Here is a 24,430-nt window from a genome sequence, read left to right on the forward strand (position 1 = left end):
CCCTCGCCCCCGGGCCCCACGGCCCGGGGGCGCTTCAGCGACCGGCGATCCGCCCGGCCGCGAGCACCACCCGGGCCAGCTCCTCATGGCAGATGTCGCTGTGCGCACCGGCGGGCGGTCCGCCGTGCCGTACGACGGACGACACATCCACGCTCACACAGCCCCGCTCCGGGAACGGCCCCTCGAGCGCCTCGGCCAGATCCAGCCGGACGCAGCCGTCCACCGCCTGGATCCCGCTGTGGCCCATCGCGCCCCAGCGGGCGTCACCGCGCCCCAGCAGTGCGGCGTCGTCCCCCTTCGCCCGCGACGCCAGCGGATACAGCACCCCCAGCGCCGTGTCATGGCGTGAGTGACAGGACACCAGCGGCCCGCGCACCCGCCCCCGGTCGGCCCGCAGCGCACCACCGCGGCCGGTGGCGTGCGGCAGCCGCTCGGCGAACGCGTAGTGCGAGAAGGCTCCCTGGAGCAGCGTGAGCGACGCCACGGTGGTGCGCCCCGGCAGCCCGCCCAGCGCGTACGCCACCAGCCGCCCGCCGAAGCTGTGCCCCACCAGATGGATCCGCACCGCGGGCAGCTCCTCCGCCACGGCGCCGACCGCCGGGCCCAGTCCGTGCCGCCCGACCACGCCCGCGCGCCGCTTCATCGCGTAGTACGTGGTCTGCCGCAGCAGTTCCCGGGCCCCGTCCCACAATCCGCCGAGCCCGCCCGCCAGCGGCCCGGCACCGCCCTCCTCGGCCCCGGCCAGCGCGGTGGCGAACAGCTCGCAGTAGGCGGCCCCGTCCTCGCCCAGCATCGCGGGGAGCTCGTCCCCGTCCACATCCGGTGCGTACCCCGCGGCGCCGGACCCCTCGGGCACCCGGGCCAGACCGCGCACCAGCACCGTGAACTCGTCCAGCGCCGAGCCCCGTTCGGGCCGCTCGGCCAGCAACTGGGCCAGCCGCGCCACCATCTGCCCCCGCCCGGGGAAGACCGCGTCCAGCGCCGCGCGCGTGCCGTCGTCGAGTCCGGGCTCCGCCCCGGCCGCCGCGCTCCGCGGAAACGCGGGCACCGGCTCATCGGTGAACCGCATCGACGGCCACATCACCCCGGCACAGCCGAGCCGCACCCCCTCGGCCTCCTCCGACAACCCGGGAAAGGGCGCGAAAAAGTGCTCATAGAGTCCGGTGGCCATCGCACGGTCGTTGTTCCACCCATGGGCGAACACCACCAGATCGGTGAGGTCCTGCCGCGCCACCTGCTCGGTCAGCCGGTCACGCCCCCGGACATCGACATCCCCGTCCGCATCGAATCTCAGCTCCCAGTACGGCCGCACATTCATCCCCGTCATGGCAGTTCCTCTCGGCTGGTCCGATCCGCGTGCATCGTCCCAACCACCCCGTTCGATGACCATACGACAGACCTACGGCGCGCGTCGATCAATCGCCCAGCCGTTCGCCTTACCCGGAATGCGGTGCGCAATTCGCGGAATGCCGCCCCGGTCGCGCCCCGACTCCCGCCCACGCCAGGAGGATGGTGGAATTCCGCCCGCGAATCTCCGGAATAGCGGGGCTGTTCTCGAGATCAGTTCGCCACTTCGCGCTGCACTATGCTGCGGAACGGTCATTGCGCGACGGATCGCTCTCACCGGAAGGCCGGAATGCCCCTCAATGATCGATGGCGGTTTCCCGCGGCATTGCTGGACACCACGATGGACCAGCTCCGCACACTGCTCGCGGTCCATGAGGCGGGTACCGCGCTGGGCGCCGCCCGGCTGCTGGGGAGGGAACAGTCCAGTGTGCAGAAGCAACTCGACACGCTGAACCGGAACTTCGGGGTGGTGTGCGGGGAGCCGCTGGTGCTCAAGCGGGGGCGGAGTCAGAAGGTGCTTTTCACCGCGACCGGGGAGAGCCTGGCCGAGCTCGCGCGCGGCACGCTGAGCGACTGGCAGGAAAGCGTGCACGACTGCCGTCGCCGGCTCGGCGGCCGTCTTGTTGTCGGCTCGACCCGCTACACCCTCGGATTCCTGCTGAACGCCGTGGCGTTGGTGACCGAGGACTTCGGCCGCCGGGGCGTGGAGCTCAAGGTCGAGCATGTCCGCACCCGCGATCTGCTGGAGCGGCTGGACTCCAAGGAGCTCGACCTGGTCTGCGGGAGTGTGTTCACCCGCGCGGGGCACGACGGGCGGCTCGACGGCTTCGAGGTGATGGAGTGGCGGCGCAGCGGTCTGTCGCTGATCACCAACCTCGGTCCCGAGGAGCTGCCGGGGCCCTCGATGCCGGTGCGGCGGCTGCCGGAGCTGCCGCTCGCGGTCTCGGCCGACGGGCTGATCCCCGGTTTTCTGCGCGGCTGGTTCGGTGGCCGCTACCGCCAGGAGCTGCATATCGCGGCCGAGATCGACACCGTGCAGTACGGGCTGGAGCTGCTGGCCTCGGGGGTGCTGCGCGGCTGTGTGCTGGTCACCCAGGGCATCGGGGAGGCGGTCGCCGACGGACGGCTCCAGGCCGGTGCCGGGCTGCGGACGCTGGAGCTGGAGGACGACATCGGGCCGGAGCTCGAGGTGCTGGTCGGGGTGTTCGTCCGCGCCGGGGAGCGGGCCGCGCAGGACGATGCCCATCCGCTGAACGTCCTGTGGGGCGCGCTCGCCGGGGAGAACGCCCGGTGGCGACGGGTGATGCGCAAGGACCGGCCGGAGAAGCCCGCCCTGTAGCGGGGCCCGTCCGGTGCGCCGCGGGCCTCTGTCCGCGCCGGCGCTCTCCGGGACCGTCGGCGCGAGCGTGGCGGGATCCGTTCCCTGACATCGGTTCGCGGCCGGTGAGGCCCCTTCCTTTTCAACATACCGACTGGTTAGTCTGCCGATGCAGTCGAGCCTGCCGTGCTGATCCGAAGGAGCGACCGATCGTGGGTACCGTGCGTGGAGCGCGTGTTGTTGTCACCGGGGCGGGCGGGGGCATCGGTGCCGCCCTGGCCCGCCGTTTCGCCGCCGAGGGGGCCCGGGTCGTGGTGAACGACCTCGACGCCGCCAAGGCCGCCTCCGTGGCCGGGGAGATCGGCGCGACCGCCGTCCCCGGCGACGCCTCCGCCGTGGTGCCCGAGGCCCGGGAGGCGCTCGGCGGGGCCATCGACGTCTTCTGTGCCAACGCCGGGGTCGCCCACGGCGGCGGCCCCGAGGCCGATGACCTGCTGTGGGAGCGGTCCTGGGACGTCAATGTGATGGCCCATGTCCGGGCGGCCCGCGCACTGCTGCCCGAATGGCTGGAGCGGGGCAGCGGGCGGTTCGTGGCCACCGTGTCCGCGGCCGGGCTGCTCACCATGGTCGGCTCGGCCCCGTACAGCGTCACCAAGCACGCCGCGCTCTCCTTCGCCGAATGGCTCTCGGCCACCTACCGCCACCGCGGTATCGGCGTGCACGCCGTCTGTCCGCAGGGTGTCCGCACCGACATGCTGGACGCCACCGGGGCGGCGGGTGACCTGGTGCTGCTGCCCACCGCGATCGAGCCGGAGCAGGTCGCCGAGGCCGTCCTCAAGGGCATCGAGGACGAGCGGTTCCTGATCCTTCCGCACCCCGAAGTGGCGCGCTATTACGCTGCTCGGGCCACCGACACCGATAAGTGGCTCGACGGTATGAACCAGATGCAGCGGACGCTCGAGGAGCAGCGTCCGCCAGGTCGGACCGTCGACTGACCCGTTTACGTACCGCTTTGCCCCGTTCCGTCCGTCCCCCGGAATCGGCTGTTCCGCACCGTCACCCCCATCCCACCCACGACAGGGGCCGCTTCCCCATGACCACCTACCAGGACCAGCCCTGGCTGTCCCAGCTCACCCCGAAACAGCGCGAGACGATATCGCCCCGGCCGAGCGTGCTGCACGCCTTCCGGGACGCCGTGCGCACCGCCCCCGACCACCCCGCGCTCGCCTACTTCGACGGGCGGCTGAGCTACCGGGAGGTCGATGAACTCTCCGACGGCATCGCGGGTCATCTCGCCGCACGCGGCTTCCGGCCCGGCGACCGGTTCGTGATCATGCTCCAGAACACCCCGCAGTTCGTCCTCGCGCTGCTCGGCGCCTGGAAGGCGGGCGGCGCCGTGGTACCGGTCAACCCCATGTACAAGGGCGGTGAACTGCGGCATGTGCTGACCGACGCCGAGGTGTCCGCCCTGGTCTGCTCCCGTCACGCGTGGGAGGAGTACGTCCGGGACACCGCCGCCGACTCCCCGGTGCGCATCGCGCTGACCGCCGACGGCCATGACCTCCAGTCGCGGGACGACGAGCGGGTGCTGCGCGAGGGGCGGATACCCGTCCCCGAGGACACCCATGACCTGCTCGTGGTCGCGCGGGAGGGCGCCCGCCCGCCGTCCGTCCCCGACCCGGAGCGCGATGACACCGCGCTGATCAGCTACACCTCCGGGACCAGCGGCACCCCCAAGGGGGCGGTCAACACCCACGGCAACATCGCCTACAACGCCGACCGGCAGCATCGGCTGCATGAGCTGCCCCCGGGTTCGACGATCTTCGCGATGGCGCCGCTGTTCCATATCACCGGGATGGTCTGCCAGCTCTCCGCCTCCATCGCCGGTGCCGGAACCCTCGCGCTCGCCTACCGCTTCGAGACCGGAGTGGTGCTCGACGCCTTCGCCGAGCACCGCCCCCGCTACACCGTCGGCCCGTCCACCGCCTTCATGGCACTGATGGCCCACCCCGAGGCCAGCCGCGACCACTTCGCGTCCTTCCGGATCATCTCCTCCGGCGGCGCCCCGCTGCCGCCCGCGCTGGTCGAGCGGTTCCAGTCCCATCTGGGGCCGTATCTGCACAACGGCTACGGGCTCACCGAGTGCACCGCCCCGTGCGCCAGCGTTCCGCCCGGCACCCGGGCCCCGGTCGACCCGGTCTCCGGCACCCTCGCGGTCGGTGTCCCCGGAGCGGACACCCTCGTCCGTATCGTGGATGACGAGGGCAGGGACCTGCCCTTCGGCGAACCCGGCGAGATCGTCGTGAGCGGCCCGATGGTGGTGCCCGGCTACTGGCGCCGCCCCGAGGCGACCGCGGCCGCCGTCCCCGACGGTGAACTGCGCACCGGCGACATCGGCTTCATGAACGCCGACGGCTGGCTCTTCGTCGTCGACCGCAAGAAGGACATGATCAACGCATCCGGCTTCAAGGTGTGGCCGCGCGAGGTCGAGGACGTGCTCTACACTCACCCGGCCGTGCGCGAGGCGGCCGTCGTGGGCAAGCCCGACGCGTACCGGGGGGAGACCGTCAAGGCGTACGTCAGCCTGCGGCCGGGGGCCGACGCCACGCCGCAGGAGCTGTCCGCCTACTGTGCGGAGCGGCTCGCGGCGTACAAGTACCCCCGTGAGGTGGACATCCTGCCGGAGCTGCCGAAGACGACGAGTGGCAAGATCCTCCGACGGGAACTGCGAGGATAAAGAGAGATCGGGGTGGCGACGATGGCGAAAGCGACGGACGGCGACGGACAGCCGGTGCCGCAGCGGCTGCTGGCCGCTGCCACCCGGCTGTTCGCGGAGCGCGGCTTCGACCGGACCTCCGTCCAGGAGATCGTCGAGGCGGCGGGCGTCACCAAGGGCGCGCTCTACCACTACTTCGGCTCCAAGGACGATCTGCTCCACGAGATCTACAGCCGGGTGCTGCGGCTCCAGCAGGAGCGGCTGGACGCCTTCGCGGACGCCGACGCGCCGGTGGAGCGCAGACTGCGGGACGCGGCGGCCGACGTGGTCGTCACCACCATCGACAACCTCGACGACGCCACCATCTTCTTCCGGTCGATGCACCACCTCAGCCCGGAGAAGCACAAGCAGGTGCGTGCCGAGCGGCGCCGCTACCACGAGCGGTTCCGCGCGCTGATCGAGGAGGGGCAGCGGTCCGGGGTGTTCAGCTCGGACACCCCGGCCGATCTGGTGGTGGACTACCACTTCGGCTCGGTTCACCACCTGGGCACCTGGTACCGCCCGGGCGGACCGCTCAGCCCCCAGCAGGTCGCCGACCATCTGGCGGACCTGCTGCTGCGCGCCCTGCGGCCCTGACCGGCCGCACAGTGATGGGGGCGCCCGCTCGATAAGCGGGCGCCCCTCTTTGCGCGTACGCGCCGGCGCTCCTCCGCGCCGGCGGTACCTCTGCGCTAGCGGTACTTCTTCAGCTCACGCTGGGCCAGCGAGCGCTGGTGCACCTCGTCCGGGCCGTCCGCGAGCCGCAGGGTGCGCGCCGCCGCCCACAGCTCGGCCAGCGGGAAGTCCTGGCTGACGCCGCCCGCGCCGTGCAGCTGCACCGCCCGGTCCAGGATGTCCACCACCGTGCGCGGGGTGGCGATCTTGATGGCCTGGATCTCGGTATGGGCCTCGCGGTTGCCGACGGTGTCCATCAGCCAGGCCGTCTTCAGCACCAGCAGCCGCAGCTGCTCCACGGCCACCCGCGCGTCCGCGATCCACTCATGGACCTGGCCCTGCCGGGCCAGCGCCGTACCGAAGGCGGTACGGGCCAGCGCCCGGCGGCACATCAGCTCGATCCCGCGCTCGGCCATCCCGATCAGCCGCATGCAGTGATGGATACGGCCGGGGCCGAGCCGGGCCTGGGCGATGGCGAAACCACCGCCCTCCTCGCCGATGAGATTCTCCGCCGGGACCCGGACGCGGTCGAAGACCACCTCGGCGTGGCCGCCGTGGTAGTGGTCCTCGTAGCCGTAGACCCGCATCGCACGGCGGACCTCGACCCCCGGGGTGTCCCTGGGCACCAGCACCATCGACTGCTGGCGGCGCACATCGGCGCCCTCCGGGTCGGTCTTGCCCATCACGATGAAGATCTTGCAGTCGGGGTTCATCGCCCCGGAGATGTACCACTTGCGGCCGCTGATGACGTAGTCGTCGCCGTCGCGCTCGATCCGGGTCTCGATGTTGGTCGCGTCGGACGAGGCGACCTCCGGCTCGGTCATCGCGAACGCCGACCGGATCTCGCCCGCGAGCAACGGCTCGAGCCACCGCTCACGCTGGCGCGCAGTGCCGAACTGCGCCAGCACCTCCATGTTTCCGGTGTCCGGGGCGGCGCAGTTCAGGGCGGTGGGCGCCAGTTGGGGACTATGGCCGGTGATCTCGGCGAGCGGTGCGTACTGGAGGTTGGTCAGCCCCGCGCCGTACTCCTCGTCGGGCAGGAAGAGATTCCACAGCCCCTGCTTGCGGGCCTCGGCCTTCAGCTCCTCGACGACGGCCGGGGTGTCCCACGGGGACGCGAGCGCGGCGCGCTGCTCCTCGGCGACCGCTTCGGCCGGGTGGACATGCTCGTCCATGAAGGCCAGCAGCTTGGCCCGCAGCTCTTCGGTACGGGCGTCGAATGCGAAGTCCATGAGGTCTCAGCTCTCCTGGAGGGTGTTCAGTCCGTGGTCGATGAAGGCGGGGACGATGTCGCCGATGCGGTCGAAGCCCGCCCCGACGGTCTGTCCGAGGGTGAAGCGGTAGTGGATGCCCTCGAGGATCACCGCCAGCTTGAAGTAGGCGAAGGCGGTGTACCAGGCCACGCCGCCGACGTCCCGCCCGGAGCCCTCGGCGTACCGCTGGACCAGTTCGTCGGTGCCGGGGTGGCCGGGGGCGCCCGAGGTGCTGGAGATCGGGGAGCCGGGGAGGGCCGGATGGTTGCTGTACATGACGATCAGTCCGAGGTCGGTCAGCGGATCGCCGAGCGTGGACATCTCCCAGTCGAGGATCGCCTTGATCCGGTCGTCGGCGCCCACCAGGACGTTGTCCAGCCGGTAGTCGCCGTGCACCACGGTGGGCGCGGGGGAGACGGGCAGCGCGTCGCCGAGCCGGGTGTGCAGCTCGTCGATCCCGGGCAGCTCACGGCTGCGCGAGGCGGTCAGCTGCTTGCCCCAGCGGCGCAACTGCCGCTCCAGGAAGCCCTCCGGCCGTCCGAAGTCCTCGAGTCCCACCTCGGCCGGGTCCACCGAATGCAGCGTCACCAGCGTGTCCACCAGCGACAGCACCACGCCCCGGGTGCGCTCCGGGCCGATCGCGGCGAGCTGCTCCGCGGTGCGGTACGGGGTGCCCTCGACGAACTCCATGACGTAGAACGGCGACCCGATCACCGAGTCGTCCTCGCACAGCAGCACCGGCTCCGGAACCGGCACACTGGTCGGATGCAGCGCGCTGATCACCCGGTGCTCCCGCCCCATGTCGTGCGCGGTGGCCAGCACATGGCCCAGCGGCGGGCGGCGGACCACCCAGCGGGAGACGCCGTCGGTGACGGTGTAGGTGAGATTCGACCGGCCTCCTTCGATCAGCTCGGCGCTGAGCGGCCCGCGCACCAGCCCCGCCCGCTCACGGTCGAGATGGGCCCGGAGCCGCTCGAGGTCGAGCCCTGGGGGGTTGCCTGCGTTCATCGAATCTCTTCCTCCGGGGGAGAACGGGCGAACGGTTCCGACTCATGATGCCGACCAGTCGGTATGTAGTCCAGTGCGGGGGGCGTGACGGAGCCCATGCGGTGCGGCGCTCCGGCGCCGGTTTGCGCGGAGGCGGCGGGCGAAGGAGCGTCGGAAGGGAGGCCGTCGCGACCGGCGCCCTCACCCGGGCCGCGCCGTACGGCACCGTGTACCGGCCGTCCGGCTCCGGCCCGGCGCCGGACACCGGACGGCGCCGCGTACCGGCCCGCGGCCACCGGCGCCGGACGCCGGACGGAGGCCACCCGAGGGAACCGCGAGGAGCGCCACCATGAAGGCCATCAGCTACCGCCGCTACGGCGGCCCCGAGGTCCTCGACTACGGCGAGGTCCCCGACCCCAAGGTCGGCCCCGACTCCGTGCTGATCCGGGTCCGGGCCGCCGCCGTGAACCCCGTCGACTGGAAGGCGCAGGCCGGGTATCTGGACCCGGTCCTGGAGGCCGTCTTCCCCGTCATCCCCGGCTGGGACGTCGCCGGGGTGGTGGAGCGGCCGGGCCCCGCGGTGACCGGGTTCCGGCCCGGTGACGAGGTGATCGGCTACGTCCGGGAGGACTTCCTGTCCCGGGGCACCTTCGCCGAGTACGTGGCCGCCCCGCTGCGCACGATCGCCCGCAAACCCCGCAACCTGTCCTTCGCCCAGGCCGCGGGCATCCCGCTGGCCGGGCTGACCGCGTACCAGGCGCTGACCGGTGCGCTGCGGGTCACCGAGGGGGACACCGTCCTGGTGCACGCGGCCGCGGGCGGGGTCGGCTCGATGGCGGTCCAGCTCGCGCGGCACATGGGCGCGCGGGTCATCGGCACGGCGAGCGAACGCAACCACGACTATGTGCGCACGCTGGGGGCGGAGCCCGTGGCCTACGGGGACGGGCTCGCCGACCGGCTGCGCGAGCTGGCGCCCCGCGGGGTGGACGCGGCGCTGGACCTGGTCGGCGGCGCGGCGCTGACCGCCTCCGCGGAGCTCCTCACCCGCGGTGGACGGCTCGCCTCCATCGCCGACCCGGAGGTGCTGGGCCTCGGCGGCCGCTACATCTTCGTCCGCCCGGATCCCAACGACCTCCAGGACCTCACCGACCTGGCCGAGCGCGGCGCCCTCGGCGTGGAACTGGCCGCCGTCCTCCCCCTCCCGCGAACGGCAGAGGCCCAGCGCCTCAGCGCCGAGGGCCACACCCGAGGCAAGATCGCCGTCACGGTCGACTGACCCCGTTCCACGGGCCGGGCGCCCCCGCCGTTCAGCCCGAACCCGCCGCGCGCCCGCGCCCGCTGTGCCGTACCGGCTGTCGCGCCGCCTCGCGCCGGTGTGCTGGCCCGGCCCCTGCGGGGCCCGTGCTCGATCTCCGCTCCGGTGGGGGAGCGGGCCCGGCCCCTACGCCGCGCTGGCGCCCGGCCCTGCTCGCCGCACAGCCTGCCCGTGGCGCCCGCGCTGTGCCATTCCGGCTGCCGCGCCGCTGGTGCCGCCCCGCTGGCCCCGGGCCTCGGGCCCCGGTGGCCGGGCCGGGGCGCCTGGCGGGCGCGGTGCGCTGCGCGGGGATTGCCGTACCGCGGGGCTCCGGCGGCGGGCCGGGGCCGTCACGGGGGCGCCGGGCGCGGCCGGGTGGTCAGTGGAGGGTGGCCGCGCCGAAGAGCGCCATCGCCATGACGCAGGCGACCGCGACCACGGCCGCCCGCGGGGACAGTGCGGGCGGCCGTGGTGCGTCCATGGTCCGGATGCGGCGGTGCGCCACGCCCAGGAAGGTCAGCCAGGCCAGGACGGTCAGGGCCAGGCCGAGCAGCGGGAGCGGGCCGGGGCCCGCGGACAGGGTCTGGCGCCCGCCGAGCGAGGCGGCCACGGCGCATGCGAGCGTCGTACGGCGCCAGGCGAGCCGGGTGCGCTCCGGCTGGAGCCCCGGGTCGCGCGGGCCGCTGCCGCGTGGGCCGTTTCCCTCGGGCACCGGCTCACACACCCCAGCCGAAGGCGACCACCAGCACCATGCCCAGCGCGACCACGCCCACGGCGAGACCCAGCGCCACCGGAAAGCGTGAGCTGGGCAGATCCTCGCCGCGGCGCATGGCGCGTTCACAGCGGATCCAGTGGTTGATCGCCCGCAGGGCGCACACCGCGCCGCCCGCGAGCAGGGCCAGGGCGAGCGCGAGCCGCAGTGGGCGGGTGGTGTCGGTCAGGAACTGGTCGACCGCGAAACCACCGCCGACCAGCGCCATCGCCGTCCGCAGCCAGGCCAGGAAGGTGCGCTCGTTGGCGAGCGAGAAGCGGTAGTCGGGGGTCCGGCCCTCCTCACGGAGGCGGTCGGGCGCGAACCAGAGCCGGACCTGCGACAGTGCGCCGCGCGGTGGGTGGGGGCCGGTCACCGGGCGAGCCCCTCCCGGCGCCGCTCCAGCAGCCGCCGGTACGCCTCCACCCCGTCCGGCACCCACTCCCACTCCGGCAGCCGACGGGTCAGCTCCTCCTCGGAGAGGAAGGCGTGCCAGGCGATCTCCTCGGCCTGCGGGGCCACCGGCCCGTCGCAGCGCACCTGATAGACCCGGCTCCACCAGGTGTGCTCGGGCGTCTCGTAGAGGAAGGAGAAGAGCGGTTCGGGCACCGGCAGCTCGGTGACGCCCAGTTCCTCCCGCGCCTCGCGCAGCGCCGCGTCGTCGTAGCTCTCGCCCGCGCCGACCACCCCGCCGACGAACATGTCGTAGTGCGACGGGAAAACGATCTTCTGTGGAGTGCGGCGGTGGACGAAGATCCGGCCGCGGGCGTCCCGGGCCAGGACGAAGACGCAGCGGTGGCGCAGCCGGTTGGCCATGGCGTCGGCGCGCCGGGCCCGGCCCACCACGCGGTCGTGCTCGTCCACGATGTCCAGCAGCTCATCCGCGGACAGCGGCTGGTCGGCGGACAGCGGCTCCTGATCAGACATGCCGCCATACAAGCAGATCGCGGGCGGTCAGCGCCGGTGGCCGCCGCCCCAGCGGCCCGGTCCGCCCTGGCCGTTCCCGTTGCCCTTGCCGTGGCCGCTTCCGCCGCCTGGCGCGTCCCCGTAGCGGGGGTTGCCATGGCCCTGCCCGTGCTGCTCGGCGTAGGCGCGGGCCAGTCGGCGCAGCCGTTCGGCCTCCTCCTGCCAGTCGCCGGAGGCGCCGGGCCCCTGGTGCGGCCGGTCCTGCCGGGCCGCGGCGGAGCGCCCCTGCCCGGTGGACGAGGGGCCGCCGCTCGGCCCGGACGCGGCGGACGGCGGTGCGGCGACCCGGTCCGCGGCGGCCGGTGCGGACGGCTCCGCGCGGGTACCGCGCAGCGGGGTGTCGCCGACCGCCGACTCGCCGAGCGAGGCGGTGTGCGCGTCGGGCCGGTCGGGCGCGGACGAGGAGGTGTCGGGCGCGGCGGTGGGCTGCCGCGCGTCCTTGCCCATGAGCAGAAAGAGGGTCGTGGCGGCACCGGTCGCGGAGAGCAGGAGCGCCCCGGCCGCGGCCTTGCGCCGGTTGTCCACCGGGCGGCGGCGGGCGTGCCGGGGGCCGACCACCTCACCCCGGACCACCTGCGGCCCCGCGCCGGCGCCGGAACCGGAGGCTTCGACGGGCTGCGGGCCAGGGGTGACCAGCGTCGGATTCACCACGCGACGTTCCGCCTGGGGCGGCGGCCCGGAATGCTCAAGGGAGCGGTCAGCCATGGGCGTTGATGATGCCCCGTTGGCCGAATGCTGTCCAATCTCGGTGAACGATTGTCACCTTTTGTTGTACAAGGCGGTGTCCTCCGGGAGTTGGCGGGCCGGAAACCGCTCCCACGTCGGGTTGACGCCATACCGGCCGGTAGGGAGGATCGCAGCGACGACACCGTCGGCGGGCCGACCAGAACGGAACACCACCATGGCGTACGACGCGGATGTGATCGTGGTCGGTGCGGGGCTCGCGGGTCTCGCGGCCACCGCCGAACTGGCCGATGCGGGCCGCAAGGTGATCCTGCTCGACCAGGAGCCCGAACAGTCCTTCGGCGGTCAGGCCCACTGGTCCTTCGGCGGCCTCTTCCTCGTCGACTCGCCCGAGCAGCGGCGGCTGCGCATCCGCGACAGCCGGGAGCTGGCCTGGCAGGACTGGCTGGGCACGGCCGGGTTCGACCGCGAGGAGGACCACTGGCCGCGCCGCTGGGCCGAGGCGTACGTGGACTTCGCGGCCGGGGAGAAGCGGTCCTGGCTGCACGCCCAGGGGCTGCGGCTGTTCCCGCTGGTCGGCTGGGCCGAGCGCGGCGGCTACGACGCCACGGGCCACGGCAACTCCGTCCCCCGCTTCCACATCACCTGGGGCACCGGACCCGGCGTGGTCGCCCCCTTCGAGCGGCGGGTGCGGGCCGCCGCCGCCCGCGGCCTGGTCGAGCTGCGCTTCCGGCACCGGGTCACCGGACTGGCGCGCAGCGCGGGCGCTGTCGACACCGTCACCGGCGACATCCTGGAGCCCAGCCGCACCGAGCGCGGCACCGCCAGCAGCCGTGAGGTCGTCGGCGCCTTCGAACTGCGCGCCCAAGCCGTGATCGTCACCTCCGGCGGCATCGGCGGCAACCACGACCTGGTGCGCGAGAACTGGCCCGAGCGGCTGGGCAGTCCGCCCGAGCGGATGATCTCCGGCGTCCCGGCGCATGTGGACGGCAAGATGCTCGGCATCACCGAGTCGGCCGGTGGCCGGATCATCAACCGCGACCGGATGTGGCACTACACCGAGGGCATCGAGAACTGGAACCCGATCTGGCCCCGGCACGGCATCAGGATCCTCTCCGGGCCCTCCCCGCTGTGGCTGGACGCCCGCGGCAAACGTCTCCCGGTGCCGCTCTTCCCCGGTTTCGACACCCTCGGCACGCTCGAGCACATCATGCGCACCGGCCATGACCACACCTGGTTCGTGCTCACCCAGAAGATCATCGAGAAGGAGTTCACCCTCTCCGGCTCCGAGCAGAACCCCGATCTGACGGGCAAGAGCGTCCGCGGGGTGTTCGGCCGCGCCGGGGGCGGGGCCCCGGGCCCGGTCCAGGCGTTCATGGACCACGGCGCCGACTTCGTGGTCGAGCGCTCGCTGACGGCGCTGGTGCGCCGGATGAACGAGCTGACCAAGGAACCGCTGATCGACGAGGCCGAGCTGCGCCGGGAGATCACCGCCCGCGACCGGGAGATCGCCAACCCCTACACCAAGGACCTCCAGGTCACCGCGGTCCGCGGGGCCCGGCGCTATCTCGTCGACCGTGTCATCCGCACGGCCGCGCCGCACCGGCTGCTCGACCCCAAGGCGGGTCCGCTGATCGCCGTACGGCTCAACATCCTGACCCGTAAGACGCTGGGCGGACTGGAGACCGATCTGTCCTCGCGGGTGCTGACCGAGGGCGGCGATCCGCTGCCCGGTGTCTACGCGGCGGGCGAGGTGGCGGGCTTCGGCGGCGGGGGAGTGCACGGCTACCGCGCGCTGGAGGGCACCTTCCTCGGCGGCTGTCTGTTCTCCGGGCGCACCGCGGGCCGGGCGGCGGCCGCGGCCGTGGGATGACACCCGCGGCGGTGGGATGACGCCCGCCCGGGGACGCCCCGGCCACGGGATCCGGTGGACGTCCGGAGTCTGACGGAAGTCTGACGAATCCGCGCAGGAGATGGCGCGGGGCCCGGCCGGGTGCTCTTATCGAGGACATGGACCCCAATACCGGCGACGCCGAGCTCACCGGCGACGCCGACCGCACAGGTGCCCCCGTCGGCCGCCGCCTCGTCCTCGGCATGGTCGGGCTGGGCGCGGGAGCGCTGGCCGCCGCGCCCTGGCTCCAGGCACGGCTGGAGAGCGGCCTCGCGACGGTGGCGGAGAACGACCCCACGGGTGTCACCGGATACCTCCCCAACGGCGGCGGCTTCCGCTACTACTCCGTCACCTCCTCCGTACCGCACAAGGACGCCGGGAACTACCGGCTCACCATCGGCGGGCTGGTGGACCGGCCCACCAGCCTCCGGCTGGACGATCTGCGCGCACTGCCCCAGCACCGGCTGGTCCGCGATGTCCAGTGCGTCACCGGCTGGCGGGTACGGCAGACCCCGTTCGAGGGGGTGCGCCTCTCGGATCTGCTGGACGCGGCCGGGGTCCGGCGGAAGGCCACCGCGGTCCGCTTCACCTGCTTCGACGGCGCGTACAGCGAGAGCCTGACGCTGGCCCAGGCGCGCCGCTCGGATGTGCTGGTGGCGCTGCGGATGCGGGACAAGCCGCTGGGCCACTCCCACGGCGGCCCGGTGCGGCTGTATGTGGCGCCCATGTACTTCTACAAGTCCGCGAAGTGGCTCTCCGGAATCACCCTCACCGACGAGGTGCGGCCGGGGTACTGGGAGGACCGGGGCTATGACGTCGACGCCTGGGTCGGCCGGTCGAACGGACGCGACGATGACCCCACCGCCTGACACCGCGGCGGAGACCGCCGCCCGCCCCGCGGCCCCGTCGCGGCTGCTCCGCTTCACCCCGGCCGAGCGCTGGATCCACCGCACCACCGCCGTCCTGATGGGTCTGTGCGTGGTCAGCGCGGCCTGTCTGTACCTCCCCGAACTGGCCGAACTGGTGGGCCGCCGGGCCCTGGTCGTCACCGTGCACACCTGGTCCGGCATCCTCACCCCCGCCCCGCTGCTGCTCGGTCTGGCCTCCCGGGCCTTCCGGGCCGACCTGGGCCGGCTCAACCGGTTCGGGCCGCATGACCGCCGCTGGCTGCGGGCCACGCTGCGGCGCGACCACCGGCCGGAGGAGCGCCCGGCGGGCAAGTTCAACGCCGGGCAGAAGCTGTGGGCGGCCTATCTGGCCGGTGCGGTACTGGTGATGACGGGCACCGGGGTGCTGATGTGGTTCACCGGTCTGGCGCCGCTGGTCTGGCGCACCAGCGCCACCTTCGTCCACGACTGGCTGGCGCTCTTCCTCGGGCTCGTCCTGCTCGGGCATATCGGGAAGGCGCTCGCCGACCCCGAGGCCCGGCGCGGGATGCGCACCGGGCGGGTGGATCCGGAGTGGGCGGCCCGGGAGCATCCCCTGTGGCGTCCCGAGCCACCCGAGCCCGCTGAGCGGCACCCCGAGCGCCCGAAGCCCGCCGGAGAGCCGCGCCCATGAGAAGCGCCCGGCTCCCGTGTGGGGGGAGCCGGGCGCCAGGCGGTGCGGTCAGAGCGCGCAGACCGCCGCCTCCTTGCCCTCGGCGTCCTTTGTCGCCGCCGAGTCCGGTGCGGTGCCCCGCGGCCCGCCCTTCACGATGCTCACCTTGGCCGGTCCGCACGGGCTGTCCGAGCGCGCGGTGGGAACGGCCGGGGCCGCGGGCCGCCCGCGGCGGCGGCGCAGCACCCCGCCGTACCAGATGGCCACCGGCGTCAGGCACAGCGCCAGTGCCAGTGAGGCCCAGGTCCGCATCGCCGCGTGCTCATGGCCGAAGAAGAACGAGGCGACCAGCGAGGAGCCGAACACCCCCGCCCACAGCAGATGGATCCGGAACGTGGACAGCCGGTCCGGGCTGGAGGAGTCGCCCTTGGGCGTGACCACGAACCGGCTGGTGCGGCGCAGTGCCGCGTCGCACAGCGACTTGGCGTAGATGGGCGCGGACAGCGCGGAGAGCAGCATCCCGGCCAGCCCGCCGGAGCCCTCCGGCTCATGCGGCGAGACGTTGTGGCGGCGGTTCCAGATGTACAGCCCGATCTGGAGCATCGCCGCGTCGCCGTAGAGCATCATCCACATCTCGGCGGGGATGTGCAGCCCGGAGGCGCCGAGCATCAGGAACAGGGAGCAGGACACCGCGGAGAGCACCCAGTTGAGCGCGGTCATCGGGTAGTACGCGATCATCAGCGTGTAGTTGAGCAGCTTGCCCGGGGAGAGGGTGAACGGGCCCTTCCAGTACTGCTTGAGCACGGTCTCGTAGGTGCCCCGGCTCCACCGCATCTGCTGGGTGAAGAAGTCGGTCCAGGTGCTGGGCCCCTCACCGACCGCCAGTACGTCCGGGGTGTAGACCGAGCGCCACTTCTTCCTCGTCACCGGGTTGCGGCGGCGGTGCAGTTCGAAGCCGGTGGCCATGTCCTCGGTGATCGAGTCGTACAGTCCGCCGATGCTGCGCAGCGCGCTGATCCGCACGGCGTTGTTGGTGCCCACGAACATCGGACCGCCATACGCGTTCCCGGCGCGCTGGATCAGCGCGTGGAACAGGAACTGCTGGCTCTCCGCCGCCTTGGTGACCGCCGTGTCGTAGTTTCCGTAGACCTGCGGACCGACGACGAACGCGACATCGGCATCGCGGAAGTAACCGAGCATCCGCTCCAGGAAGTTGGGCAGCGGAACATGGTCGGTGTCGACACACGCCATGAATTCATAATCATCGCCGTGCTCGTCCAGCCAGGCGTTGTAATTCCCGTGCTTGGTCCTCGCCCGGAAACTTCCCTTCGGCTGATTCCATTTCGCGATTCCCTTGCGCGAGAAGTGGTGCACACCCAGCCGCGCGCACAGCTCCTTGGCCTCCGGGTCGTCCCCCTCGTCGAGCAGCCAGACGTCCAGCGGTCCGGTGTGCCGGATGCGCACCGCGCCCTCGAGCGTCGCCCGGACCATCGCCAGCGGCTCCTTGCCGGGTACGAAGCTGGTCAGGAAGGCCACCTTGGTGCCGGGCTCGGCCACCACCGGCACCGGATCGCGGGCCACCAGCGTCGCATGGGCGTTGGAGACCACCGTGAACAGCCGGAAGCTCTCGATCAGCGCGATCGAGATCAGCATGATCAGGTCGGCCGCGGTCTCCCACCCGGCGACATGCTCGCGCCGCACCCAGTGGTCCGGGCGCAGCAGCCACAGCAGCAGCAGCGCCGAACACACCGGCGCCGCGCACAGCAGCAGTGCCGCCCGGTACCGGTGCGGCTCCTGGGCCAGCAGACTCCGGGTGCGCACCCGGTACGGACGGTCGGCACAGGGCTCCGTCAGCGGGCCCGCCAGCTCGCTGTAGCGCTTGTACTCGTACGCCGCCGTGGGGCGGCGGCGCGCGGTGCCGGAGGCGGTGCGCGCGGCGGGAGGCCCGGGGTGCGCACGATGCGCGGCGGGCGCACCGGCCTGATGACGCTTATGTCTGACGGGGATCTGTGCAGGCATCTGGGCACTCCCGCGGGGGCTGTGTGGAAGGGAATGTCGCGCCGCGATGACCCGGACGTACCACATTCTTCATGTCATCGCGCGAGATGAGAAGGTAACAATCCCATGGACCGGAACTGTGGACATCGTATTTTCGGCGCGCCCCGTTGACGGTGCGAAAGACAAACACTCGGACGGCCTATCGGCGCGCGTCTTACGTGATTTGCATTCCATCGTCTGGCAGGGTCTTCCGGGAATGCCAGTCCGCGGAATACGGAGGATGGGGCGCGGCCGCCCGATGAGAGTTCTGCACATCATCTCCCGCCTCGCCGCGGGTGGCGCGGAGCAGCAACTGAGGCTGCTGCTGCGCCACTTGCCGGTGCGCTGTGACGTCCTCGCCCTCACCGGACCCGGCGTCACCGCCCAGGGCATCCGCGCGGACGGCACCCCCGTCACCCATCTGCCCTCCCACGGGGGTGAACCGGGGTGGCGTGCCGTGCCCTCGCTGGTGCGCACCATCCGCTCCGGCGACTACGACGTGGTGCACACCCATCTGTACGGGGCCTGTGTGCTGGGCCGGACCGCTGCACGGCTGGCCGGGGTCCGGGCGGTGATCGCCACCGAGCACGCCCTGGGGGAGCGGCAGATCGACGGCCGTCCGCTGACCGCCGCGGTGCGCGCCCGCTATCTGGCCACCGAACGGCTGGGCTCGGCGACCGTCGCGGTCTCGGCCGCCGTCGCCGACCGGCTGCGCGACTGGGGCGTGCCCAATCAGCGCATCCATCTGGTGCCCAACGGGATCGACGCCCGCCACTTCCGGTTCTCCGCCGCCGCCCGCACCGCGGCCCGCGCCCGGCTCGGCATCCCCGAACGGGCCTTCGTGGTGGGCGGGGTGGGGCGGCTGGTCCCGGCCAAGCGGTTCGCCACCGCGCTGCGGGCCGTCGCCGAACTGCCCGGCGCCCGGCTGCTGCTGGTCGGCGAGGGGCCCGAGCGGGCCGCGCTGGAGGAGCTCGCGGTCCGGCTGGGGGTGGCCGGGCGGGTCAGGCTGCTGGGCGAGCGGGACGGCGCGGTGGCCCCGGCCGACGACCGGCCCGCGGGGCTGCCCGGGCTGCTGGCCGCCATGGACGTCCTGGTCTCGCCGTCCGCCGAGGAGGCGTTCGGCCTCGCCGCCCTGGAGGCGCTGGCGGCCGGGTTGCCGGTGCTGCACGGTGTCTGCCCGGCGCTGGACGAACTGCCGCCGGGCGCGGCCCCCGGCGCCCGCCGGATCGGCCCCGGCCCGGCCGATCTCACCGAGGCCCTGCGGGAGTGGGTCGCGGCGGGTCCGCGCCGGTTCCCGGTGCCGGAGGTGGTGGACCGCTATGACATGGCCCGGGGCGCCCGGCGGCTGATGGACCTCTACGACCGCGCCACCAGCTGCGGCCCGGACGGCTGTCTGCGGGTGCCGCCGGTCAGCCTGCGGATGCCGCAGCGTGGCGAGCGCGGTGCTCCCGCGGGCTGACGCCCCTCTCGCGTGTGAAGGCGGCGCTGAGCGCGAAGGCGCTGCCGTAGCCCACCCGCCGGGCCACGGAGCCCAGGGTGGCGTCCGGCTCCCGCAGCAGATCGGCGGCGAGCGACAGCCGCCAGCCGGTCAGGTACGCCATCGGGGGTTCACCCACCAGCGCGGTGAAGCGGCGGGCCAGCGCCGCGCGGGAGACGCCCGTCTTCGCGGCGAGCCCGGCCACCGTCCACGGATGCGCCGGATGGCTCTGGAGCAGCCGCAGCGCGGTACCCACCACCGGATCGCCCAACGCCCGGTACCAGGCCGGGGCGTCGGCCTCCGGCCGGGAGAACCAGGACCGCAGCGTCGCGATCACCAACAGGTCGAGCAGCCGGTCGAGCACCGCCTCCTGCCCCGGCTCGTCCTTGACGATCTCCTCGGCCAGCCAGGGTGTCAGCGGATGGTCCCCCTGCTCCGCGTCCACCACCAGCAGCGGCGGCAGCGCGTCCAGCAGCCGTCCGCTGATCTCCCCCTCCAGCAGATAGGTGCCGATGAGCATGACGGCCGACCCGTCCGCGCCGGTGCCCCAGGTGCGGACGCCGAGCGCCATCGTCTCCGCGAGGTCTTCGCCCTCGTTCGTCCGGCACGCCTCACCGGGCAGGATCACCGCCCGCGGCGCGGTGGCCGGGTCGCCGGCGACCGTGTACGGATCCGGGCCGCGCGCGATGGCCACGTCCCCCGGGCGCAGTCGCAGCGCCTCACCGGTGTCCGGTATCACCCATGCCTCGCCGCGCGCCATGGTCATCGCGCACAGCGGGGCGCGGTCCTCGATCCGCAGGGACCAGGGCGGCTCCATCACCACCCGGAGCAGAAAGGCCCCCCGGGCCCGGGGTCCGTCGAGCAGACTCGCCAGAGCGTCCATCGCGTCAGCGTAGACGCACACATATGGATCCGGGTCGCTGCGCCATGATCCGTCTCATATCAGGGCAGTTGACTGTCCGTATGACACAGCAACGAGGCCGCCCCGGCGCGGCACGGGCCGAAGTCGGCCTGGCAGCTTCCTGAAACGATCATTGCCGGGGCGCGCCGCGTACGGATAGACAGATCCCGGAACCGCTTCCCGGTCATCCCCGGGCGGCGGTTCCGGCGGCGTTCCCTGCCCCTGACGGAGCGTCCGATGGCGGAGGTCCGGCGTTCTCCCCCAGCCGTGCCGGGCCTCCGCCACCCACCGGGCCGGTGGGGTCAGTCCGCCACCCGCAGCACCAGCTTGCCGCGGGTGCGGCCCTCGTCCAGCCGCCGGTGCGCCTCGGCCGCCCGGTCCAGTGGCAGCACCTCCTCGACCTCGACGGCCACCGCACCGGCGTCGATCAGCTCGGCGATCCGGGTGAGGGCGGGGCCGTCCGGCTCCACCAGGTAGGGGGAGGCGACAAAGCCCCGGGCCGCGGCGCGCTCGATCAGCTCGGGGGAGACGCCCGAGGGCACCGCCACCAGACGGCCGCCGGGGCGCAGCGTCTCCAGCGAGCGGGTGCTGGTGTTGTCGACCCCGTCACCGATCAGGTCCACGACCACGTCGATATCGCGCACCGTCTCCTCGAACCGGACGGCGGTGTAGTCGACCAGCTCATCGGCGCCGAGCCCGCGCAGCCAGTCGTGCTTGGCGGCGCGCGCGGTGCCGGTCACATGGGCGCCCAGGTGCTTGGCGAACTGGACCGCGAAGTGGCCGACACCGCCCGCCGCCGCGTGGATCAGCACACGCTCACCGGGCCGCACCCCGGCGCTGTCGGTGAGGACCTGCCACGCGGTGAGCGCGGCCAGCGGCACTGCGGCGGCCTCTTCGTGACCGAGGCTCTTCGGCTTGCGGGCGAACTGCCGGGACGGGGCGGTGACGTACTCGGCGTAGCCGCCCGCGGCGCGCGGGAACCACGGCATCCCGTACACCTCGTCGCCGGGCTCCAGGGTGTGCACCCCGAACCCGACCTCCTCGACCACCCCGGAGACGTCCCAGCCGAGGATGAACGGCGGCTCGCCCAGGACCCCGGCCATACCGGCACCGGCGCGGGTCTTGTGGTCCACCGGGTTCACCCCGGCGGCCACCACGCGCACCAGCACCTCGGTGGGCAGCGGTACGGGCCGGGGCACCTCCACCGGACGCAGCACCTCCGGGCCGCCGAACTCGTCCTGGCTGATGGCTCGCATGGAAGATGACGCGGACACGGGTCCTCCTCGGACATCGCGATCTCGAACGGCGTGAACGCACGCCATGACACGGCTTCTGAACAGTCCCGAAGCTATCCAATGGTCCGTAGTTACCTGCAAGGGCCACTGCTATCCTTTGGGAAGTTTCCATGTCAGTGCCGCGCCAGGAGCATTCCCATGACCACCAACTGTGACTCGGGCCGTCATGATCCGCACGATGTCTACGCCGCCCAGTGCCCCTGCCGCGAGGTGCTCGACCTGCTCGCCAACAAGTGGTCCGCGCTGGCGATCGGCGCGATGGAGGACGGACCGCGACGGTTCGGGGAGCTCCAGCGGCGGTTGCAGGGGGTGAGCCCCAAGGTGCTCACCCAGACGCTGCGCCGGCTGGAGGACCACGGCTTCGTGGACCGTACCGTCTATCCGGCCGTCCCGCCGCATGTCGAGTACGCGCTGACGACGCTCGGACGCAGCGTCTCCGGACCGCTCGGACAGCTGCGCGGCTGGGTCGAGGAGCACCTCGACGACATCGGCCCGGGCCGCCGCGCGAGCTGAGTCGTCCGGCACCCGGGCGGGGCGTCAGGGCACCAGCTGCTCGGTCCAGATGCACTTGCCCGCCGCCGTGTAGCGGGTGCCCCAGCGGTGGGAGAGGGCCGAGACCAGCTGGAGCCCGCGGCCGCCCTCGTCGGTCTCCGAGGCATGGCGCATCCGCGGCGTGGTCAGACTGCCGTCCGACACCTCGCAGATCAGCCCCTCACCGCGCAGCAGCCGCAGCTCCACCGGGCCCTTGCCATGCCGGATCGCGTTCCCCACCAACTCGCTGACCAGCAGCTCCGCGGTGGTGGTCAACGGCGCCAGCTGCCAGCGCCGCAGCTGCTTCCGGACATGGTCGCGCGCCTCGCTCGCCGCCACCGGCCCCTGGGTGAGCGGCCAGACGGCGATGTCCTCCGAGGCGATGGCGTGGGTGCGGGCGATCAGCAGCGCCGCGTCGTCCTCGGTGCCCTGCTTCTCCGGCACCAGCTCGGCCAGTACGTCGTCGCACAGCCGCTCCAGCGACGCGCTCTCCCCGCGCGGCTCCTGCTGCCAGAAGTGCCGCGCCCCCGGGCCGGAGCCGGGGCCGGACGCGGCGGCCGCCAGCGTCCGCGCCAGATGCTCCATGCCCTGGTCGATATCCCGGGCGGCGGACTCCACCAGCCCGTCGGTGTACAGCACCAGCAGACTGCCCTCGGGCAGGGCGAACTCGGTGTTCTCGAACGGCGGCCGGGCCGCGCCCAGCGGGGGGTCCGGGGCCTGGCCGGGGAACCGCACCGGCTCCCCGGGGCGCACCACGGCCGGTGGCGGATGCCCGGCCCGGGCATAGGTGCAGGTGGCGGTGACCGGGTCGTACACCGCGTACAGACAGGTGGCGTAGAAACTGTCGCCGAGGTCGCTCACCAGGTCGTTGAGCCGGGTGAGCAGCTCGGCGGGCGGGAACTCCAGATCCGCCAGCGTGTGCACGGCGGTGCGCAGCCGCCCCATGGTGGCCGCCTCGGACAGGCCGTGGCCCATCACATCGCCGATCACCAGCGCCACCCGGGCCCCGGACAGCGGGATCACGTCGTACCAGTCGCCGCCGACCTCGATGCCCTCGCTCGCGGGCAGATACCGGGCGGCGGTGGTGACCGCGTGCACCGACGGCAGGGCGCGCGGCAGCAGCCCGCGCTGGAGCTCCTTGGCCCGGGTGTGCTCCGTGTCGTACAGCCGGGCCCGCTCGATGGCCTGCGCCATCAGCCCGCTGAGCGCGCTGAGCAGGGCCCGCTCCTCACCGGTGAGATGGCGCGGCTCGGCGAAGGAGATCACCGAACAGCCGATCTCCCGGCCGGAGACGATCATCGGCAGAAACGCCCAGGCGGCCTTGCGGGCCGAGAACGGGCGGTCGGCCTGGGTCGGGTAGCGCCGGCTGAACTCCTCGACCGAGTCGATGAAGACCGGCGCCCCACTCTGGTGGACCTCCGAGACCGCCGAGAGATCGCCGACCGGGGACCCGTCGATCGCGTCCAGGAACGACTGCGGATAGCCGACCGCCCCCGCCACCTGGACCAGCCCCCCTTCGACGAGCTGGACGACGAACCCCGAGGCCCCGAAGGGCGGCAGCACCCGGTCGGCGATCACGGACACCACCTCGCGCATCGTCAGCGCCTGGGCGAGCGCGCCGGTCAGCTCGCTGATACGGGCACCGCGCTCGGCGGCGGCACGTTCGGCGACGGCGCGCTCCTCCTCCCGCGCCCGGCTCTCGGTGATATCCGCCGCGTAGACCGCGAGCCCGTCGGGGACGGGGACCAGCCGCATGTAGTACCAGCGCTGATTGGTGGGCCAGCGCACCTCGAACCCGGACGGGGCGCCGCTCTCGGCGGCCCGGCGGTAGCGCGCCGGGAGACCGGGATCGACGATGTCGACCCCCAGCCGGGCGAACGCCTCCCACAGGGTGCGGCCCAGCAGCGCGTGCGAGGCGCCGAGCAGCCGCTCCGCCTCCGGATTGACGAAGGTGATCCGCCACTGGGCGTCGACCGCGAAGAACGCGTCGCTCATATGCCACAGCGCCCGGCTGACCGCATCGCGGGCGATCCGCTGCTCGGGGCGCTCCTCGCGGTGCCAGGGCTCGGGCGGGCTCTCCCGCGGATCCGGCAGCCGGGGCCCGGTCCAGCCGGTGAGCTCCTCGAGGGCCGCCCGGCGCCCCGCTCCGGGCTCCTCGGTGGCCAGCACCGACAGGGCTCCGGCCACCGCGCCGTCGGCCGCGACCAGCGGGAGGGCCAGCAGCCCCGTCCCGGCGGGCAGCACCGGGCCCGCGCCGTCCTCACCGGGACGGGCGGGCACCCAGGCCGGCAGAGCCCGGGCCACCGCGCGGCCCGGTGCGGTGCCGTCGACCGTGAGCTCCGCCCAGCCACCCGCGATCGTGCGCATCAGTCCATGAGCCGTCGTGAGCAGCAGCTTCCGGCCGTCGGCAGTACGCAGATGCACCATGCCACCGAGGCCGCCGGACTCCGTCACCGCCTGCTCGAGCATAAAACTCAGCAGGTCGGGGCCGTACAGCTCGTCACCGGCCTTGATGATCAGACGCAGTCGGGCGGCAATGGCCTCGTCCACGGTTATCTGCCCGGCCATACTTCACCTCCGGCGCGGGTGCGCGGGGCCGTCCGGCGCATACCCGCGTTGTACCTCTCTCCTCCCTCTTTCCCGGTCTATGGGTAGATGAAAGACGAAATATCGCTTCGGATCGATGTCGGATCGATAGCGGGCCTCACGCACCGCGGCGGGCCCCGGAG

At 72.9% G+C, this 24,430-nt stretch carries 21 protein-coding genes; 10 read left to right on the top strand and 11 right to left on the bottom strand.

Translation table 11 applies throughout. The annotated features are described in order from the left end of the window. Window positions 1-34 precede the first annotated feature (34 nt). Window positions 35-1,327 carry a serine-threonine protein kinase gene (locus tag AB0C66_RS22775; RefSeq protein ID WP_362441420.1) on the bottom strand — a complete coding sequence of 431 codons (1,293 nt, stop codon included), beginning with the start codon at window positions 1,325-1,327 and terminating at the stop codon, window positions 35-37. Window positions 1,328-1,687: 360 nt separating this feature from the next. Here AB0C66_RS22775 and AB0C66_RS22780 point away from each other — a divergent pair, with 360 nt between their 5' ends. The 4 genes from AB0C66_RS22780 to AB0C66_RS22795 all read left to right on the top strand — a co-directional run bounded on the left by AB0C66_RS22780 (window position 1,688) and on the right by AB0C66_RS22795 (window position 6,017). Next, the gene (locus AB0C66_RS22780; RefSeq protein WP_362441423.1) at window positions 1,688-2,686 is read left to right on the top strand and encodes a LysR family transcriptional regulator; all 999 of its coding nucleotides are present in this window, start codon (window positions 1,688-1,690) and stop codon (window positions 2,684-2,686) included. A gap of 191 nt (window positions 2,687-2,877) precedes the next feature. Then, window positions 2,878-3,660: an SDR family oxidoreductase gene (locus AB0C66_RS22785; RefSeq protein ID WP_362441426.1), complete on the top strand. Its 783-nt coding sequence runs from the start codon at window positions 2,878-2,880 to the stop codon at window positions 3,658-3,660. A gap of 98 nt (window positions 3,661-3,758) precedes the next feature. Then, a complete protein-coding gene (locus tag AB0C66_RS22790; protein WP_362441429.1) occupies window positions 3,759-5,402 on the top strand; it encodes an AMP-binding protein in 1,644 nt (547 codons plus the stop codon). Window positions 5,403-5,423: 21 nt separating this feature from the next. Further along, window positions 5,424-6,017 (top strand): TetR/AcrR family transcriptional regulator, encoded by a 594-nt coding sequence (locus AB0C66_RS22795; protein WP_362441432.1) that lies wholly within the window; start codon window positions 5,424-5,426, stop codon window positions 6,015-6,017. A 95-nt stretch (window positions 6,018-6,112) separates the two neighbouring features. Here the strand turns inward: AB0C66_RS22795 and AB0C66_RS22800 are convergent, their stop codons facing one another. Both AB0C66_RS22800 and AB0C66_RS22805 read right to left on the bottom strand, forming a co-directional pair. Then, entirely contained in the window at window positions 6,113-7,327 is a 1,215-nt protein-coding gene (locus AB0C66_RS22800) for an acyl-CoA dehydrogenase family protein (protein ID WP_362441435.1), read from the bottom strand. Window positions 7,328-7,333: 6 nt separating this feature from the next. Continuing rightward, window positions 7,334-8,356: a phosphotransferase family protein gene (locus tag AB0C66_RS22805; protein ID WP_362441438.1), complete on the bottom strand. Its 1,023-nt coding sequence runs from the start codon at window positions 8,354-8,356 to the stop codon at window positions 7,334-7,336. Window positions 8,357-8,684: 328 nt separating this feature from the next. On the opposite strand from AB0C66_RS22805, the gene AB0C66_RS22810 reads away from it, so the two are divergent. Beyond that, window positions 8,685-9,611, top strand: a complete 927-nt coding sequence (locus tag AB0C66_RS22810; protein ID WP_362441440.1) for an NADP-dependent oxidoreductase — start codon at window positions 8,685-8,687, stop codon at window positions 9,609-9,611. A gap of 397 nt (window positions 9,612-10,008) precedes the next feature. Here the strand turns inward: AB0C66_RS22810 and AB0C66_RS22815 are convergent, their stop codons facing one another. The 4 genes from AB0C66_RS22815 to AB0C66_RS22830 are packed head-to-tail and all read right to left on the bottom strand — an operon-like array spanning window position 10,009 to window position 11,997. Beyond that, window positions 10,009-10,341 carry a DUF202 domain-containing protein gene (locus tag AB0C66_RS22815; protein ID WP_362441443.1) on the bottom strand — a complete coding sequence of 111 codons (333 nt, stop codon included), beginning with the start codon at window positions 10,339-10,341 and terminating at the stop codon, window positions 10,009-10,011. A 4-nt stretch (window positions 10,342-10,345) separates the two neighbouring features. Beyond that, window positions 10,346-10,756, bottom strand: coding sequence for a DUF202 domain-containing protein (locus AB0C66_RS22820; protein WP_362441446.1), 411 nt, complete (start codon window positions 10,754-10,756; stop codon window positions 10,346-10,348). Further along, window positions 10,753-11,307 (bottom strand): NUDIX domain-containing protein, encoded by a 555-nt coding sequence (locus AB0C66_RS22825; RefSeq protein WP_362441449.1) that lies wholly within the window; start codon window positions 11,305-11,307, stop codon window positions 10,753-10,755. The genes AB0C66_RS22820 and AB0C66_RS22825 overlap by 4 nt, the downstream gene beginning before the upstream one ends. Before the next feature lie 27 nt (window positions 11,308-11,334). Beyond that, a complete protein-coding gene (locus tag AB0C66_RS22830) occupies window positions 11,335-11,997 on the bottom strand; it encodes a hypothetical protein (RefSeq protein ID WP_362441452.1) in 663 nt (220 codons plus the stop codon). Window positions 11,998-12,247: 250 nt separating this feature from the next. Here AB0C66_RS22830 and AB0C66_RS22835 point away from each other — a divergent pair, with 250 nt between their 5' ends. The 3 genes from AB0C66_RS22835 to AB0C66_RS22845 all read left to right on the top strand — a co-directional run bounded on the left by AB0C66_RS22835 (window position 12,248) and on the right by AB0C66_RS22845 (window position 15,481). Further along, entirely contained in the window at window positions 12,248-13,903 is a 1,656-nt protein-coding gene (locus AB0C66_RS22835; protein WP_362441455.1) for an FAD-binding dehydrogenase, read from the top strand. A 137-nt stretch (window positions 13,904-14,040) separates the two neighbouring features. Continuing rightward, on the top strand, window positions 14,041-14,790 hold the full coding sequence (locus AB0C66_RS22840; protein ID WP_362441458.1) for a molybdopterin-dependent oxidoreductase: 750 nt from the start codon (window positions 14,041-14,043) through the stop codon (window positions 14,788-14,790). After that, window positions 14,774-15,481 carry a cytochrome b/b6 domain-containing protein gene (locus AB0C66_RS22845; RefSeq protein WP_362441461.1) on the top strand — a complete coding sequence of 236 codons (708 nt, stop codon included), beginning with the start codon at window positions 14,774-14,776 and terminating at the stop codon, window positions 15,479-15,481. Before AB0C66_RS22840 ends, AB0C66_RS22845 begins: the two co-directional genes overlap by 17 nt. A 48-nt stretch (window positions 15,482-15,529) precedes the next feature. On the opposite strand, the gene AB0C66_RS22850 is transcribed toward AB0C66_RS22845, so the two are convergent. Beyond that, window positions 15,530-17,479, bottom strand: coding sequence for a glycosyltransferase family 2 protein (locus AB0C66_RS22850; RefSeq protein ID WP_362441464.1), 1,950 nt, complete (start codon window positions 17,477-17,479; stop codon window positions 15,530-15,532). Window positions 17,480-17,756: 277 nt separating this feature from the next. On the opposite strand from AB0C66_RS22850, the gene AB0C66_RS22855 reads away from it, so the two are divergent. After that, window positions 17,757-18,956, top strand: a complete 1,200-nt coding sequence (locus AB0C66_RS22855; protein WP_362441467.1) for a glycosyltransferase — start codon at window positions 17,757-17,759, stop codon at window positions 18,954-18,956. Here AB0C66_RS22855 and AB0C66_RS22860 read toward each other — a convergent pair. Further along, a complete protein-coding gene (locus tag AB0C66_RS22860) occupies window positions 18,907-19,857 on the bottom strand; it encodes an AraC family transcriptional regulator (protein ID WP_362441470.1) in 951 nt (316 codons plus the stop codon). The genes AB0C66_RS22855 and AB0C66_RS22860 overlap by 50 nt on opposite strands. Before the next feature lie 320 nt (window positions 19,858-20,177). After that, window positions 20,178-21,131, bottom strand: a complete 954-nt coding sequence (locus AB0C66_RS22865; protein ID WP_362441865.1) for an NADP-dependent oxidoreductase — start codon at window positions 21,129-21,131, stop codon at window positions 20,178-20,180. A 177-nt stretch (window positions 21,132-21,308) separates the two neighbouring features. Between AB0C66_RS22865 and AB0C66_RS22870 the strand changes: the two genes are divergently transcribed. Continuing rightward, complete coding sequence (locus AB0C66_RS22870) at window positions 21,309-21,683, top strand: helix-turn-helix domain-containing protein (RefSeq protein ID WP_362441473.1); 375 nt, start codon at window positions 21,309-21,311, stop codon at window positions 21,681-21,683. Between the two features lie 24 nt (window positions 21,684-21,707). On the opposite strand, the gene AB0C66_RS22875 is transcribed toward AB0C66_RS22870, so the two are convergent. Beyond that, on the bottom strand, window positions 21,708-24,269 hold the full coding sequence (locus tag AB0C66_RS22875) for a SpoIIE family protein phosphatase (RefSeq protein ID WP_362441475.1): 2,562 nt from the start codon (window positions 24,267-24,269) through the stop codon (window positions 21,708-21,710). Window positions 24,270-24,430 lie beyond the last annotated feature (161 nt).

It is taken from the genome of Streptomyces sp. NPDC048636, from assembly GCF_040650655.1.
Classification (GTDB): domain Bacteria; phylum Actinomycetota; class Actinomycetes; order Streptomycetales; family Streptomycetaceae; genus Streptomyces.

Coding starts and splice junctions, on each gene's coding strand:
- AB0C66_RS22775 (WP_362441420.1), bottom strand. CDS start 1,327: ATGACGGGGATGAATGTGCGGCCGTACTGGGAGCTGAGATTCGATGCG.
- AB0C66_RS22780 (WP_362441423.1), top strand. CDS start 1,688: ATGGACCAGCTCCGCACACTGCTCGCGGTCCATGAGGCGGGTACCGCG.
- AB0C66_RS22790 (WP_362441429.1), top strand. CDS start 3,759: ATGACCACCTACCAGGACCAGCCCTGGCTGTCCCAGCTCACCCCGAAA.
- AB0C66_RS22795 (WP_362441432.1), top strand. CDS start 5,424: ATGGCGAAAGCGACGGACGGCGACGGACAGCCGGTGCCGCAGCGGCTG.
- AB0C66_RS22800 (WP_362441435.1), bottom strand. CDS start 7,327: ATGGACTTCGCATTCGACGCCCGTACCGAAGAGCTGCGGGCCAAGCTG.
- AB0C66_RS22805 (WP_362441438.1), bottom strand. CDS start 8,356: ATGAACGCAGGCAACCCCCCAGGGCTCGACCTCGAGCGGCTCCGGGCC.
- AB0C66_RS22810 (WP_362441440.1), top strand. CDS start 8,685: ATGAAGGCCATCAGCTACCGCCGCTACGGCGGCCCCGAGGTCCTCGAC.
- AB0C66_RS22825 (WP_362441449.1), bottom strand. CDS start 11,307: ATGTCTGATCAGGAGCCGCTGTCCGCCGACCAGCCGCTGTCCGCGGAT.
- AB0C66_RS22835 (WP_362441455.1), top strand. CDS start 12,248: ATGGCGTACGACGCGGATGTGATCGTGGTCGGTGCGGGGCTCGCGGGT.
- AB0C66_RS22840 (WP_362441458.1), top strand. CDS start 14,041: ATGGACCCCAATACCGGCGACGCCGAGCTCACCGGCGACGCCGACCGC.
- AB0C66_RS22845 (WP_362441461.1), top strand. CDS start 14,774: ATGACCCCACCGCCTGACACCGCGGCGGAGACCGCCGCCCGCCCCGCG.
- AB0C66_RS22850 (WP_362441464.1), bottom strand. CDS start 17,479: ATGCCTGCACAGATCCCCGTCAGACATAAGCGTCATCAGGCCGGTGCG.
- AB0C66_RS22855 (WP_362441467.1), top strand. CDS start 17,757: ATGAGAGTTCTGCACATCATCTCCCGCCTCGCCGCGGGTGGCGCGGAG.
- AB0C66_RS22860 (WP_362441470.1), bottom strand. CDS start 19,857: ATGGACGCTCTGGCGAGTCTGCTCGACGGACCCCGGGCCCGGGGGGCC.
- AB0C66_RS22865 (WP_362441865.1), bottom strand. CDS start 21,131: ATGCGAGCCATCAGCCAGGACGAGTTCGGCGGCCCGGAGGTGCTGCGT.
- AB0C66_RS22870 (WP_362441473.1), top strand. CDS start 21,309: ATGACCACCAACTGTGACTCGGGCCGTCATGATCCGCACGATGTCTAC.
- AB0C66_RS22875 (WP_362441475.1), bottom strand. CDS start 24,269: ATGGCCGGGCAGATAACCGTGGACGAGGCCATTGCCGCCCGACTGCGT.